General features: G+C 50.0%; 11 protein-coding genes. 7 read left to right on the top strand and 4 right to left on the bottom strand.

What is annotated here, in order from left to right:
• Positions 1-24: 24 nt before the first annotated feature.
• On the bottom strand, positions 25-363 hold the full coding sequence (locus tag ACYVJG_RS02170; RefSeq protein WP_460429558.1) for a P-II family nitrogen regulator: 339 nt from the start codon (positions 361-363) through the stop codon (positions 25-27).
• Between the two features lie 108 nt (positions 364-471).
• Between ACYVJG_RS02170 and purL the strand changes: the two genes are divergently transcribed.
• Positions 472-4437, top strand: a complete 3966-nt coding sequence (gene purL / locus ACYVJG_RS02165; RefSeq protein ID WP_460429557.1) for a phosphoribosylformylglycinamidine synthase — start codon at positions 472-474, stop codon at positions 4435-4437.
• 139 nt (positions 4438-4576) lie between these two features.
• Positions 4577-5581 carry a lectin-like protein gene (locus ACYVJG_RS02160; RefSeq protein WP_460429556.1) on the top strand — a complete coding sequence of 335 codons (1005 nt, stop codon included), beginning with the start codon at positions 4577-4579 and terminating at the stop codon, positions 5579-5581.
• 57 nt (positions 5582-5638) lie between these two features.
• On the opposite strand, the gene ACYVJG_RS02155 is transcribed toward ACYVJG_RS02160, so the two are convergent.
• Positions 5639-6769 carry an aminotransferase class V-fold PLP-dependent enzyme gene (locus ACYVJG_RS02155; protein WP_460429555.1) on the bottom strand — a complete coding sequence of 377 codons (1131 nt, stop codon included), beginning with the start codon at positions 6767-6769 and terminating at the stop codon, positions 5639-5641.
• A 97-nt stretch (positions 6770-6866) separates the two neighbouring features.
• Here ACYVJG_RS02155 and ispF point away from each other — a divergent pair, with 97 nt between their 5' ends.
• The 5 genes from ispF (at position 6867) to ACYVJG_RS02130 (ending at position 11510) form a co-directional block, all read left to right on the top strand.
• A complete protein-coding gene (gene ispF, locus ACYVJG_RS02150; protein WP_022653969.1) occupies positions 6867-7376 on the top strand; it encodes a 2-C-methyl-D-erythritol 2,4-cyclodiphosphate synthase in 510 nt (169 codons plus the stop codon).
• Positions 7377-7432: 56 nt separating this feature from the next.
• Complete coding sequence (rpiA, locus tag ACYVJG_RS02145; protein WP_022653970.1) at positions 7433-8095, top strand: ribose-5-phosphate isomerase RpiA; 663 nt, start codon at positions 7433-7435, stop codon at positions 8093-8095.
• Positions 8096-8236: 141 nt separating this feature from the next.
• Entirely contained in the window at positions 8237-8938 is a 702-nt protein-coding gene (phoU, locus tag ACYVJG_RS02140) for a phosphate signaling complex protein PhoU (protein WP_022653971.1), read from the top strand.
• A gap of 151 nt (positions 8939-9089) precedes the next feature.
• On the top strand, positions 9090-10577 hold the full coding sequence (gene ppx, locus ACYVJG_RS02135) for an exopolyphosphatase (RefSeq protein WP_022653972.1): 1488 nt from the start codon (positions 9090-9092) through the stop codon (positions 10575-10577).
• Positions 10578-10814: 237 nt separating this feature from the next.
• Positions 10815-11510 carry a hypothetical protein gene (locus ACYVJG_RS02130; RefSeq protein ID WP_460429554.1) on the top strand — a complete coding sequence of 232 codons (696 nt, stop codon included), beginning with the start codon at positions 10815-10817 and terminating at the stop codon, positions 11508-11510.
• A gap of 65 nt (positions 11511-11575) precedes the next feature.
• On the opposite strand, the gene ACYVJG_RS02125 is transcribed toward ACYVJG_RS02130, so the two are convergent.
• Positions 11576-12667: a hypothetical protein gene (locus ACYVJG_RS02125; protein WP_460429553.1), complete on the bottom strand. Its 1092-nt coding sequence runs from the start codon at positions 12665-12667 to the stop codon at positions 11576-11578.
• Positions 12668-13119: 452 nt separating this feature from the next.
• A complete protein-coding gene (locus ACYVJG_RS02120; RefSeq protein ID WP_460429552.1) occupies positions 13120-14904 on the bottom strand; it encodes an ABCB family ABC transporter ATP-binding protein/permease in 1785 nt (594 codons plus the stop codon).
• Positions 14905-14915: the final 11 nt, after the last annotated feature.

Genomic DNA, 14915 nt, shown 5'->3' with positions numbered 1-14915 from the left:
TTTTTCTTTTTATGTCGCACCGAATTAAACGGCTTGCTCGCCCATCTCGCCGGTACGAATCCGCACCACTTGCGCCACATCGAACACAAAAATTTTACCGTCGCCAATTTTACCGGTGCGGGCACTGTTCACGATGGCTTCGATGGCCTGTTCTAATAAATCGTCAGCCAGCACAACTTCAACTTTCACTTTTGGCAGAAAATCCACCACATATTCTGCACCGCGATAAAGCTCGGTATGGCCCTTTTGCCGACCAAACCCTTTTACCTCGGTTACGGTTAAACCATTGACACCCAACGCAGACAGGGCTTCACGCACCTCATCTAATTTGAATGGTTTGATGATCGCTTCGATTTTTTTCATGACCTACTCCTCAATAAATGATACAGCCTGCCTCAGCCATGGCTGAAGTGTGGCGGGTTTTCAGGTATTATGAACGCCTTTTTTCGATCCGTGTGTGCGAGTCTCGCCATGTCCCCGATTCTGAAGCTGCGCGGTCGCGCTGCCCTTTCCCCTTTTCGTTTAGAAAAATTACTGGCTAGTGCCCGTGAGGCCAACCTACCTGAGCTGACGCTTGCCGCAGAATTTTGGCATTTTGCCGAAGTTACGGCGCCGCTGACAGCGCAAGAACAATCCACCTTAGAAAAAGTGTTGGATTATGGTGATTATCCTGCGCTAGCCACGCCAACAGCCGATGCGCAATTATTTTTAGTTCTACCCCGCTTAGGCACCATTTCGCCTTGGTCTTCTAAGGCCAGCGACATTGCTCGCCTGTGTGGTTTAGAGAAAGTGAAACGTCTCGAGCGCGGCATCGCGTTCTGGATTCACGCTGATACACCACTTGATGCTGCGACAACGCAACAACTGACAGCATTGCTGCATGATCGGATGACCGAGCAAGTGGTCTCCGACTTGAATGCCGCTGACGCTTTGTTTACTCACATCGCGCCAGCCCCCCTCGCGCATGTCGATATTTTACAGGCTGGTCGCGCCGGTTTAGAACAAGCCAACCGTGAAATGGGTTTGGCTTTATCTGAAGATGAAATCGATTATCTGCTCGATAACTTCACCCGTTTGGGCCGTAATCCAAGCGATGTTGAGCTGATGATGTTTGCACAAGCGAACTCGGAACATTGCCGCCATAAAATTTTCAATGCCGATTTTATTATCGATGGCGAAGCACAAGCGAAAAGCTTGTTTGGGATGATCCGCGACACCCACAAGGCGTGGCCACATGGCACACGCGTGGCGTATTCAGATAATTCCTCGGTGATTGATGGTGCAACCATCGACCGTTTCTACCCACAGCCGAACACAGCGGCCTATCGCTATCATCACGAACCCACCCATATCATTATGAAGGTGGAAACGCATAACCACCCAACGGCCATTTCACCGTTCCCCGGTGCAGCAACAGGTTCTGGCGGTGAGATTCGTGATGAAGGGGCCACTGGTCGTGGTTCACGTCCGAAAGCAGGCTTAACCGGCTTTACCGTATCGAACTTGAACATCCCACACTTCAAACAGCCGTGGGAATATTACAGTGCCGACCAAAGCGAATACGGCAAACCCGGCCGGATTGCCTCTGCCTTAGACATTATGATTGAAGGCCCGATTGGTGGCGCAGCGTTTAACAATGAATTTGGCCGCCCTAATCTGACTGGTTACTTCCGTACCTTTGAGGAAGAATTCCAAGGTCAAATGCGCGGTTATCACAAGCCAATCATGATTGCAGGTGGCTTGGGCAATATCCAAGAACAGCAAATTGAAAAAGCCGATATTCCGCTTGGTGCACTGGTAGTGCAGCTTGGCGGCCCCGGCTTATTGATTGGTTTAGGCGGAGGCGCCGCTTCGTCAATGGACACCGGTGCCAACAGCGAGAATCTGGATTTTGACTCGGTACAACGTGGTAATCCAGAAATTGAACGCCGTTGTCAGGAAGTGATTGACCGTTGCTGGCAGTTGGGCAGTGATAACCCTGTGTTATCGATCCACGATGTCGGGGCCGGTGGTCTTTCTAATGCCTTACCCGAAATCGTACACGGTAACGGTCGCGGTGCCACTATCGCCTTGCGTAACATCCATATTGAAGAATCGGGAATGAGCCCGATGCAAATTTGGTGTAACGAATCGCAAGAGCGCTATGTTTTGGCAGTCAAACCTGATGCCATCGACACCTTCCGTGCGTTGTGTGAGCGTGAGCGTTGTCCGTTTGCCATCCTCGGTGTGACCGACGATAGCGGCCAATTGATCGTGCGTGATGATTTATTCGATAACCGGCCAGTGGATATGCCGCTGGAAGTGTTACTCGGTAAACCACCGAAAATGACTCGCCAAGTCAATCGCCAAGCACATCAACCGAGTGTGTTTGATGCCTCTCGTTTTGATTTGCGCGAATCGGCCTACCGCGTATTGCGTCTGCCAACCGTTGCCAGCAAAAACTTCCTTATCACCATCGGTGACCGTACAGTGGGTGGGATGACTGCACGCGATCAGTTTGTCGGGCCGTGGCAAGTGCCGGTGGCAGATGTGGCAGTCACTACCATGGGCTTTAACACCTATTTAGGTGAAGCGATGGCAATGGGTGAACGTACCCCAGTGGCGTTGATTGATGCACCAGCTTCAGGCCGGATGGCAATCGGTGAAGCAGTCACCAACTTGGCAGCGGCTTATGTCGGTGATTTGGGCGAGGTCAAGCTCTCTGCTAACTGGATGGCGGCGGCAGGTCATGGCGCAGAAGATGCCAAACTGTTCGATACAGTGAAAGCGGTGTCTGATTTGGCACAAACGCTGCGCTTGTCGATTCCGGTCGGCAAAGATTCGCTGTCGATGAAAACCGTCTGGCAAGAAGAGGGTGAAACCAAATCTGTTGTCGCGCCGCTGTCTTTGATCGTGTCGGCCTTTGCACCGGTCAAAGATGTCCGCCGCACCGTAACACCACAGTTGCAAGCCGACAGCGATACCGATCTGTTGTTAATTGATCTTGGCAATGGCCGTTGCCGCTTAGGTGGATCGGCCTTGGGTCAGGTGTGGAAATCCGTTGATGGTTTAGCACCCGATTTAGACCAACCCCAACAGCTCGCAGCCTTATGGCAAGGCGTGCAAAGCCTGCTGGCAGACCAGCTGTTACTGGCCTATCACGACCGTTCTGATGGTGGCTTATTCGCTACCCTCGCTGAGATGAGCTTCGCTGGTCATTGTGGTATTGACATTGATATTGATGAATTGGTCATTGGCCGCAAACAAGCGCAAATGGTCAATGATGACTTTATCCAAGCCGATCCGGCTGCTGCAGAATACGCCCGCGTCATCCGTGTGTTGTTCAACGAAGAATTAGGCGCGGTCTTACAAGTCAAAAAAGCGGATACCGCCAAGGTATTAGAAAGCTTACAACAAGCCGGCTTGTCACGCGAAGTGTATGTATTAGGCAGCCCAAGCCAAGATGATAAGCTGACCTTCCGTCGTGGCGAGCTGCAGTTGTTTGCAGAATCACGTGCTGAGCTGCAACAAGTGTGGGCCGAAACCAGCTACCGCATTCAACGGCTGCGCGACAATCCTGCTTGTGCTGAAAGCGAATTCTTGTTGTTAAGCGATAAACAAGATCGTGGCTTATTTGCTGAATTGTCTTTCAACCCAGAAGATAACCCTGCCGCACCGTTAATCAATGTTGGTGCCCAGCCACGCATTGCGATTTTGCGTGAGCAAGGGGTCAACGGCCAGATTGAAATGGCAGCCGCTTTTGACCGTGCCGGTTTTGCAGCAGTTGACGTTCACATGAGCGACATCATCGCAGGGCGGGTGTCTTTGCAAGATTTCCAAGCCTTGGCTGCCTGCGGTGGTTTCAGTTATGGCGATGTGCTGGGTGCGGGTGAAGGATGGGCAAAGTCAATCTTGTTTAACCCACAAGCCCGTGCTGAGTTTGAAGCCTTCTTTGCTCGTTCAGATGTGTTGGCCCTTGGCGTGTGTAATGGTTGCCAGATGATGTCTAATTTGAAAGAGATCATCCCCGGTGCCGAGCATTGGCCGAAGTTCTTGCGTAATGTATCGGAACAATTTGAAGCACGGTTTGTGATGGTGGAAGTCGCCGACAGCCCATCATTGTTCTTCCAAGACATGGCCGGCAGCCGCTTGCCCGTGGTGGTCAGCCACGGTGAGGGTCGCGCCACCTTTAACAGTGCCGAGCAACAAGCGCAGGCACAGGTGGCAATGCGTTACATCGATCATCAAGGCCAAGCCACTGAGGTATATCCACGCAATCCAAATGGTTCGCCACAGGGGATTACGTCGGTGACGACTGCTGATGGCCGTTTCACCATCATGATGCCACACCCAGAACGGGTGTTCCGTAGTGTGCAAAACAGCTGGTATCCATCCAGTTGGGGTGAAAATGGTGCATGGTTCCGCATGTTCGCCAACGCCCGCCGTCATTTTGGTTAATCATTCACCACCAAGAAAAAACAGCGCAGCATGATGTTGCGCTGTTTTTTTGTCATGTATTAGACCTAGTTATTCTTCCTGATAACATGCTATTCTCTTTATGCATAACAAGAATTTTTCTGTTGAAAAGAGGTGAAGCATGACGTATCAGTTTTCTTATGGTGGCCACAGCTACGAGTTAGTACCCACTGCCAAAACGTGGTCTGAAGCCAAAACCGCCGCTGAGGCCAGCCAAGGCTATTTGGCGATGATTGAATCACAGGCCGAAAATCAGGCGATTGTGAATGCCATCAGTGCCTTGAACCTGTCCTTTCCCACCGCAGAGGATGGCGGCGGGGCGGCTTATGTATGGCTTGGCGCCAGCGACCGCGTGACCGAAGGGAATTGGCTGTGGGTTAATGGCAGCAATGTCAGTAGTGGCTATCAAAACTGGGGCAAGGGCAGTTTGGGCACCGAACCAGATGACTTTGGTGGTGCTCAAGACAGTTTGGCCTTGGGCATGGGCAAATGGCCAGCGCCCACAGGGGGGATCGGTGAGTTAGGCCAATGGAACGATGTCAACAGTGATAACAAACTGTATTACTTAATTGAGAAAAATAGTACCAGCACCGTGCATACTGGTGGGTCAGGTATCGATAGCAAAACCTTTAGCAAAGCGTTTTCTCAGTACACAGTAACACGCGACGGTACAACACTGACTGTTACCAGCAGTGAAAGCACAGAGAAACTGGTGTCGTTTGAACGATTGGTATTTGCCGATCAAAAACGCGCTTTTGACCTTGATGGCAATGCAGGAACCGTCGCCAAAATTCTGGCGGCGACGTTTGGTGCTGAATCGGTCAAGAATGCTGGGTATGTTGGCATTGGTTTGAAGTTCTTAGACGAAGGTGGCAATGCAACCCAACTGGCAAAATTGGCAATTGATGCACGAGTTGGCGCGAATGCAAGTGCTAAAACGGTGGTAGAAACCTTGTATTTTAATGTTGTCGGTACCGCCCCTTCAGCTGCAGACCTCAATCATTTCCAAGGACTGTTAGACAGCGGCGCCCACAGCGCAGCTAGCCTGACTTTATTAGCCAGCGATGTGGCCAGCGGTAAAATTAACCTCACCGGATTGGCACAAACAGGCTTAGAATTTGTGTAATTCCAACTAGCGCAACCAAAAAGAGGATGTCACCATGACATCCTCTTTTTTTCATGCTTACAAACCTGCGGCACTAAACCCTTGTTCTAACCTTGCTACGGCTTGTTCTGGTGCATGGAGCTTATCTAAACCAAACAGGCCAATGCGGAAAGTCCGGAAGTCAGGGCCTTCGTCACATTGCAATGGCACCCCTGCGGCAATTTGCACCCCCGCTGCGATCAGCTTTTTACCTGTTTGAATGTCAGGGTCGGTGGTGTAACTCACCACGACACCGGGAGCTTGGAAACCTTCAGCCGCAACACTGGGGAAACCACGGGCCACTAAGAAAGCGCGCACCTGACGACCCAATTCTTTTTGCTCTTCGCAAACCTTAGCAAAACCATAGGCCTCAGTTTCTAACATCACATCACGGACAGAGGCCAAAGCATCCGTTGGCATCGTCGCATGATAAGCATGGCCACCTTGTTCAAAGGTTTCCATGATTTGTAGCCATTTTTTCAGATCACAGGCAAAACTCGTACTTTGTGTGGCCTCAATGCGCTGGCGGGCGAGTTCGCTTAACACCACAAAACCGGCACATGGCACCCCACTCCAGCCCTTTTGCGGTGCACTGACCAACACATCCACACCCGTTGCCGCCATATCAACCCAAACCGTCCCCGATGCGATACAGTCCAACACCATCATGCCATCCACGGCATGTACCGCATCCGCGACGGCTTTGATATAGCTATCTGGCAAGATCATGCCGGATGAGGTCTCAACATGAGGTGCAAACACAACAGCGGGACGTTGTTCGGCAATCGTAGCCAGCACCTCTTCTAGCGGAGCAGGCGCAAACGGCGCTTGTGCCCCTTCACCTTGTTGTCGGGCTTTTAAGACGGTACAAGCGGAAGGGATCGAACCGGCTTCAAAAATTTGCGTCCAACGGTAACTAAACCAGCCATTACGAATCACCAAACACGGCTGGCCAGTCGCAAACTGCCGCGCCACCGCTTCCATCGCAAACGTACCGCTACCCGGCACAATCACTGCGCTGTGGCCGTGATAGACTAATTTTAAAATACGAGAAATATCACGCATCACACCTTGAAAGCGTTGTGACATGTGATTCAAAGCACGGTCGGTATACACCACAGAATATTCCAGCAAACCATCTGGATCGGGATGAGGCAATAGAGCAGGCATGAGATCTCCTAGACGCTTCAATAAAAGCGTTAAGCATAACGACAAGCGCGCAGCCTTGCTAGCGGCAGCTTGGTGATAAAACAGAAAGGTGAAAAAAATGAGTTTTAGAATTGGACAAGGATGGGACGTACACCGGTTGGAAGTTGGTCGCCCGCTGATTCTTGGTGGCGTCCACATTCCCTATGAAAAAGGCTTGGCTGGACACTCGGATGCCGATGCGCTGTTACACGCCATCACCGACGCGCTGTTGGGCGCAGCAGGTTTAGGCGATATTGGACGACATTTCCCAGATACTGACGCAAAATATGCCGGTATGGATAGCCGCATTTTATTGCGCGAGGCATATCAGCGTGTGTTGGCGGCTGGCTGGGTTTTAGCCAACCTCGATTCAACGATTATTGCACAAGCGCCAAAAATGGCCCCACATATTGGACAGATGCGAATCAATATCGCCGCCGACCTCGGTGTTGAGCCAGAACAAGTGAATATTAAGGCCAAAACCTCGGAAAAACTCGGCCATTTAGGTCGTGGAGAAGGCATTGCCGCTGAGGCAGTGTGTTTATTAACCGCAAAACCACGCCCAAGCTTACAGCGCAAAACACAATAAGCTGCCGCTTGTGGGATAATTAGCGAATAGTCGCCCATTCACTCAGGAATAATGTCATGGATCAAAATACGCTCAAACGCAACGCTGCCCTAAAAGCCCTCGATTTTCTGCCCGAGAAGCCGTCTATTATTGGCGTTGGCACCGGTTCAACCGTCAACTATTTTATTGATGCTCTGGCACAACAACGCGATCGTATCGATGCAGCTGTGTCAAGCTCAGTCGCCAGTACCGAACGCCTCAAAGCAGCTGGAATTCAAGTATTAGAGTTAAATGCCGTGGGTGATATCGCCCTCTATGTCGATGGGGCAGATGAAATTAACCATCACATGCACATGATTAAAGGGGGTGGCGGTGCATTGACCCGTGAAAAAATTGTGGCAGCCGCTGCAGAGACCTTTGTGTGTATTGCCGATGAATCAAAATACGTCAGCAAATTGGGAGAATTTCCTGTCCCTGTTGAAGTGATTCCAATGGCGCGTAGTTTGGTAGCGCGACATTTGGTCAAACTCGGCGGTCATCCTGAATGGCGGCAAGGGGTGGTAACGGATAACGGCAATGTGATTTTAGATGTTCACGGCTTAGATATTCAAAAACCGGTGGAAATGGAAGAAGCCATCAACCAGATTCCCGGTGTCGTGTGCTGTGGTATCTTTGCCCGCCGACACGCAGATGTGCTGTTGTTGGGCATGGCCGATGGCAGTGTAAAAGAGTATAAATAAACCAAAACGCACCAAACAGCGCGGGCGCAACGTGGTCGAGCAAAATTTTTGCTGCAATTCGTCAGGATTGTCACGTTTTCGTCATAGCATCCTGCTAGGGTAACGCGTTACTTTCCCCTGAATCCACACGGAAACGTTACGATGCCTGAACACATTTCTAAACAGTTCGATCTCGAACTGGAATCCATTCGCACCCGCGTGTTACAGATGGGCGGCTTGGTTGAACAACAAATTCGCAATGCTATCGATGGCTTGGCCCGTGCCGACCGCGATACATTAGAGCGTGTGATCGAAACCGATGCCCAAGTCAACTCAATGGAGATTGGCTTGGATGAGGAATGCCAGCTCATCATTGCACGCCGCCAACCTGCCGCCGTTGATTTACGGATGGTGTTGACGGTGATTAAAACCATCACCGATTTAGAGCGTATTGGCGATGAAGCGCAAAAAATCGCCCGCATGGGTCGTCTGATTCTCGATGCCGACCGTGTGCATGTGCCGCGTTTGCGTGAAATTCATAAAATGGCAGAAGTCGCGCTTTCCATGCTACGTCATGCTTTGGATGCCTTTGCGCGCTTGGATGTCTCGGCCGCGATGGATGTTGCTAAGCAAGATCGCTATCTGGATGAAGACTTCAGCGCCAGCTTGCGCCAGCTGATTACCTTTATGATGGAAGACCCGCGCACCATCTCAATGTCAATCGACACGCTATTTATCAGCAAAGCGATTGAACGTATCGGCGATCATTCAAAAAATATCGCTGAATATGTCGTCTATTTGGTTAAAGGCAAAGACATTCGCCATTTAGCCATTGAAGATGCTGAACGTGCCGCTGGCCTATAATATTTTGTCGTTGATCGACCAGTTGTAGCGAGAAACGGGCGGCATTCAGTCGCCCGTTTTGTGTTTATTTACCAACCTTTTTGATAGAAAACGTGCCGTACCTTGTCAGCCTGATGATCAAGCCGTTTTCTCAGTGCAGGAGCATAACAGGGTGAATCAGCCGCATTTTCAAACCCTTGCTGCCGTTGATCTCGGCTCAAATAGCTTTCGCTTACAAATCGCCCGTATCGTGGACGATCAGATTTATACCCTCGATAGCCTGAAAGACACCGTCCGTCTTGGTGGGGGGTTGACCGAAGACAACTATCTGGATGAAACCACCCAAGAACGCGCATTAGCTTGTTTGGCCCGCTTTGGTGAACGCTTACGGGGTTTTAACCCTGATGCCGTACGTGTTGTTGGTACCAATACCTTACGGGTCTCTAAAAATGCTACGGCCTTTATCGCCCAAGCCGAAGCATTATTAGGTTTCCCAATTGAAATTATTGCCGGTCGTGAAGAAGCGCGATTGATTTACCTTGGCGCCGCGCACAGCCTGCCGAGCAGCCGTGAAAAGCGCTTGGTGGTGGATATTGGCGGTGGTTCGACCGAGTTTATTATTGGCAGTGGACACAAAGCCCTCCGCACCGAGAGTTTAACCATGGGTTGTGTCAGCTACAGCCGCCGTTTTTTCCCCGATGGCAAAATTGGCAAAGCCCAATTCCGTGAAGCAGAAGCCGCTGCCGGCAATAAAGTACAAACCCTAGTCCATGAATTTGCTCAGGCCCATTGGGACCAAGCCATTGGCACTTCTGGAACAGCCCGTTCCTTGCGCGATATTTTAGAAGCCAATGAAATCAGTGATGGCGAAATTACCCTCGCTGGAATGGAATGGCTAAAAGAACAGTTGATTGATGCAGGGCATATCAAAAATGTCAGTATCGAAGGACTGCGGGCAGAACGGGTACCTGTCATTTCAGGTGGGCTGGCAGTGATGTTGGCCGTCTTCCAAGGTTTAGGCATTGAACAGATGCAGGTTACCGATGGTGCACTGCGCGAAGGGGTGTTGTACGACATGCTGGGCCGTCATCATCATCGCGATATGCGCGAAACCACCGTAACCCAATTCAAACGGCGCTACCATGTCGATCTGCCACAAAGTCAGCGAGTGGCAACCTTAGCCTGTCGCTTTGCCATGATGTTAAATGACGGCACAGTCAGCGATCTGGAACGGATGAAACGGATTGAATGGGCAGCCAAACTCCATGAAATCGGTCTGTCGATTGCTCACAGCAGCTATCACAAACACTCGGCTTATATCGTTGAACAAGCCGATATGCCCGGCTTTTCACGGCGCGAGCAAAAACATCTGGCGTTTTTGGTGGTCAGCCATAAAGGTTCACTCAGCAAATTGTTAAACTGGGACATTGGTGAGATTGATTGGCCAGCGGTATGTGCATTGCGTTTAGCGGTGATTTTCTCACGCAGCCGCAGCGACTTAACCTTGCCGGATCATATCGGCCTCACATTTGATGGCAAACGATTTAGTCTGTCTTTACCAGAAGATTGGTTAGAACAAAATCCCCTGACAACCAGTGCGCTACGTCAAGAAACGCAGTATTGGAAAGGTGTTGGCATGGCGTTGGCGATTAACGCTTAACCGACTCCACCCCATCGTAGCACCATCAAGTCCCTAACCGTTTGCTTAGGGACTTTTTTTACCACCAAAAAATAGCAAGCCTCGCTTTGATTACCTATATAAACTTAATTTCTGGTATTCCAAAAAAATTTTAGCCTGAATCAAAATCCAGATTGTTCACTATGGTACAGTGCGGAAGGAAGGCGTTGTTAAATTTTAATTGATACAACTGTTTGATTTAATAGGGAGATTATTACCATGAGCGCAGCCACCCATCTCGCCAAGTTTGGCGTGAGCCTGAATGCGGCAAAACAGTTTCTTTTAGACAACCTATCACAGCCAGCACAGATTCACAGCGTGTGTAAACAATTCGGTGTGACTAATGCAATGATCGCCGAGATTGTGGGCGTATCAGAGAACGATGTGGTCAGCTTCTTCTCGAGTCGAGGGCTCAATGCAGCGGAGCTTAACGGCACCAGCCAACCCACCACAACCACATCGGTTCTGAGCAATTTCCCCGCCACCTTGAGCAGTCTCATCACCTACAACACCAATAGCGGCACACTGTCTACCGAATCTTTACGGGCGGATATCGTCAGCAAAGTGGGACAAGCCAATTACAATACGGCGTTTGGCAATTCCACTGATGCAGAGTCACAAGCTTTTGGGACTTTGATTCGTATTATGAAGTCGATTGATATAAACGAAGCCATGCAAATCAGCAGCTTTATCATGCAAAATCAAGCTGGCTTTGCCGCACAAGACCCAACTGTATTAAACAACTATCTGAATTTAATGGGGAATATCTACTCCACCCCCGCCAATCCACAACTCATTCCCGACACGGTCATCCACACCTCATTGGTGAATAGCTTTGCCCAGATGATTCAAGTTGTCGGATCAGGGCAGTCGGTTGATTGGAATGGTGTATTTGCAGGCTTTAGCGGTTTCTAATTTTTGCATACTCAGCAAAAAAGCCGCCTTCGTCAGGCGGCTTAGTCAACATCACGGTACAAAGATCAATGCACTTCGACTTGTTGCGCTTCGGGATCCACGCTACTGATAAAGAAAGGAACGCCATTGACTTCATTGGCTTGGATACCCGGGATTAAGCGAACATCGCTTACTTGACATTCCTTCATCAGTGCCGAGAAATTCTCAACAATATGGGGCACAGAATCCAAAGCCGCCAAGGGCCAAGCATAGGCAGCCATGTGTTTTGCTTCACCCGGGGTGCTGATGGTGAAACGCAATTCGCCGCCTTCGTGCGCACTGGCAATCGCCACAATCGGCAAATTATGTTCACGCAATTTGCGGATAATGCCACTGGCAAACACCTGCATATTCACTTCTAAGCGGAAAGCGGCTCCCTGACGTAGCGCCTCGGGTAATACTTGAGGTTGAATCGGGATCGGGAATAACGTCACTTGTGGATGGTGCAATTGGGTTTTAAGTTGCTGCATCACTTCCATTGCCCACGCACCATGACTTTGTGGCCGCAATACCGGTGGTGCACCGACAGGCTGCATCGCAATCCCCAACACATAGCGAACAAACACCGCCTCATCTTTTGCAGGGACTGGCGCCGGCAAACGCTCGAAGGGCAACCCAAGCTCAACATCATCAATCGTCTCAGCGTAACGATATAAGTCGGGCATGCTAATCGCTGCCAACGATTCTGGGTGGAGCAATTCGGGGAATAGATGACACACAGCGCCTTCGGCAATCAAACCATGCCGCTGCAGGGTTGCCAACATACTGGTCGTGTCGGTCAACGTACCTGACAGCGTCGTTGTCTCTTTACTGCCTACTACCAAAATCACCGGCAGCGCAAATACCACCGCCGTTTGGCGACCATCGGGGAGTTGAGTCAATACATCACACAGGGCGTGCCACAGGGTTTTATAAGCTTCCTGTGAGGGCGCAAATTGCAAGGCCAACGCCAGCGATTGTTGGTCCCGCATCATTAACGTTTCCGCCACTGCCATCTGTAAGCGTTGCTGTGCAGTGGTTTGTTCAGCCTCGGTAGCGGTTAAGACAGCCGCGACTAAATCGAGTAAACCATTTTTAGGGGGAGTTAATACACTGGGACGGGGATCGGGCAACATCATAGCGACAGGTTCTCACAAGCAAGATAAACAAAGCGGTGATTGTCGCACAAAGCTTTATACACCGCAGGAACAGGTGAATTTTCGTTACATTTCGTTTCCGAACTGAAATATGGTCTATTTTTCGACATCTATTTATATTTTTGATTCATTCCGAACAATCGAGGTTGACATTGCAGTGCAGCATAGCCATAATACGCATCATTGAGACGCAGCGATTGCTTCTTGATAGTTTCTCCTCTATTTCTCCTTTGTAGATTCAGCCCAAGTCTTCACCGACTTGGGCTTTTTTTTATTTTTTATTCGGCATAAAAATCAGATAGTTAGCAAAAACCATCCGGTTTCAAGCAAACCTTTTTTCTCGATTCAATGGAAACGGCACCGCAAGCATGGCTTTACGTTGACGTAAAGCTGTGGCAATCGCTCAATGTTCGATATCGAACATTGAGCCCTCGTTAAGCCTGTTCTGGATTCTCTTGTTGCAAACGCCACAGTGCTGCATAGGCACCATCGCGAGCTAAAAGTTCACGGTGGGTTCCTGTTTCAATGATCTTGCCACCATCCATCACCGCAATTTGGTCGGCATCAACGACGGTTGAGAGACGATGAGCAATGATTAAAGTAGTGCGATTCGCAGAGATTGCCGCCAGCTCGTTTTGAATCGCTTTTTCAGTGCGGGTATCTAGTGCGCTGGTTGCCTCATCGAAAATGAGGATAGGCGGGTTTTTTAACAAGGTACGCGCAATCGCCACTCGTTGTTTTTCGCCACCCGACAATTTCAAACCGCGCTCACCCACTGTCGTGTCATAGCCATCGGGCAAACTCATCACAAAATCGTGAATATGCGCCGCCTGTGCAGCAGCGATCACCTCCTCACGACTGGCTTCAGGACGTCCATAGGCAATGTTGTAGTAAATGCTATCGTTAAATAACACCGTGTCCTGCGGTACGATCCCAATATGGGCACGCAAGCTCGCTTGTGTCAGTTGGCGAATATCGTGGCCATTGATACGGATGCTGCCATGATTGACGTCATAAAAACGGAACAGCAACCGCGACAGGGTAGATTTCCCAGCACCCGACCGCCCCACCACCGCTAACGTCTTACCGGCTGGAATATCTAAATCAATACCCTGCAAAATTTCTCGTTTACCGTCGTAAGAAAAAGCCACATGCTCAAAACGAATACTGGCCTGTTGTGTCTGTAATGTCACCGCATCGGGTTTATCATCCACTTCACGTTCGACATTTAATAAGGTGAACATCCGTTCCATATCAGCAAGGGAATGCTTGATTTCTCGATAGACAAAACCAAGAAAGTTCAACGGCGCATACAGTTGGATGAGATAGGCATTCACCAACACCAAGTCACCCACGCTCATACTGCCGTCCACCACCCCAGAAGCCGCCAACCACATTAAACCAGTTACCCCAGCCGCAATAATCGCGCCTTGCCCCGCGTTGAGCAGGTTAAGGGACACTTGATTTTTAATGGCGGAGTGTTCCCACGCTGACAAACTGTTGTCGTAGCGTTGGATTTCCCAGCGTTCATTACCAAAATATTTGACGGTTTCAAAATTCAATAAGGCATCAATCGCCCGACTATTGGCCTTAGAATCCAAGTCGTTCATGCTGCGCCGAAAGACCATCCGCCATTCGGTGACCCACAGGGTAAAGCCAATATAGCTGGCGATGGTAGCAAACGTGACAGCCGCAAATGACCAGTGATACTTACTGAACAAAATCGCCGCGACTAAGGTAATTTCTAGCAGCGTCGGCAGAATGTTGAATACTGTGAAATTGAGCAAAAAACCAATACCCTTGGTTCCTCGCTCAATGTCACGGCTCATGCCACCGGTTTGACGATTGAGATGAAAACGTAAAGAAAGTTGATACAGGTGTGTAAAGACTTCTAACGCAACCCGATGGATAGCTCCCTGCACCACTTTGGCGAATACCGCATCGCGCAGCTCACCAAATAAGCTGGTTGCCAACCGTGCCAAACCATACGCCGCCACCAAGCCCAACGGCACCGCCAACACCACATCTCGGGTACTTAGCGTGTCGACCACATCTTTTAATAACAGTGGCACACTGACGTTAGCCAGTTTTGCCCCAACCAATAAAGCAATCGCAATGGCCAATCGGCCTTTAAATGCCAATAGATAAGGCACTAAAGTCTTTAGCGTCTGCCAGTCGTGCCGCCCCGTGGGTGCGGGGCCGGAATGAGAAAAGCGCATGACCCATAGCC

The sequence above is a fragment of the Aquaspirillum soli genome (assembly GCF_054781915.1).
Note: the sequence above shows the minus strand (reverse complement) of the source record. Positions and strands in the feature narration are given on the sequence as shown.

Excerpts from the sequence above, each read along its gene's own strand:
- purL (WP_460429557.1), top strand. The coding sequence starts at position 472 with ATGTCCCCGATTCTGAAGCTGCGCGGTCGCGCTGCCCTTTCCCCTTTT.
- phoU (WP_022653971.1), top strand. The coding sequence starts at position 8,237 with ATGCCTGAACACATTTCTAAACAGTTCGATCTCGAACTGGAATCCATT.
- ACYVJG_RS02125 (WP_460429553.1), bottom strand. The coding sequence starts at position 12,667 with ATGATGTTGCCCGATCCCCGTCCCAGTGTATTAACTCCCCCTAAAAAT.
- ACYVJG_RS02155 (WP_460429555.1), bottom strand. The coding sequence starts at position 6,769 with ATGCCTGCTCTATTGCCTCATCCCGATCCAGATGGTTTGCTGGAATAT.
- ACYVJG_RS02160 (WP_460429556.1), top strand. The coding sequence starts at position 4,577 with ATGACGTATCAGTTTTCTTATGGTGGCCACAGCTACGAGTTAGTACCC.
- ACYVJG_RS02170 (WP_460429558.1), bottom strand. The coding sequence starts at position 363 with ATGAAAAAAATCGAAGCGATCATCAAACCATTCAAATTAGATGAGGTG.
- rpiA (WP_022653970.1), top strand. The coding sequence starts at position 7,433 with ATGGATCAAAATACGCTCAAACGCAACGCTGCCCTAAAAGCCCTCGAT.
- ispF (WP_022653969.1), top strand. The coding sequence starts at position 6,867 with ATGAGTTTTAGAATTGGACAAGGATGGGACGTACACCGGTTGGAAGTT.
- ACYVJG_RS02130 (WP_460429554.1), top strand. The coding sequence starts at position 10,815 with ATGAGCGCAGCCACCCATCTCGCCAAGTTTGGCGTGAGCCTGAATGCG.
- ACYVJG_RS02120 (WP_460429552.1), bottom strand. The coding sequence starts at position 14,904 with ATGCGCTTTTCTCATTCCGGCCCCGCACCCACGGGGCGGCACGACTGG.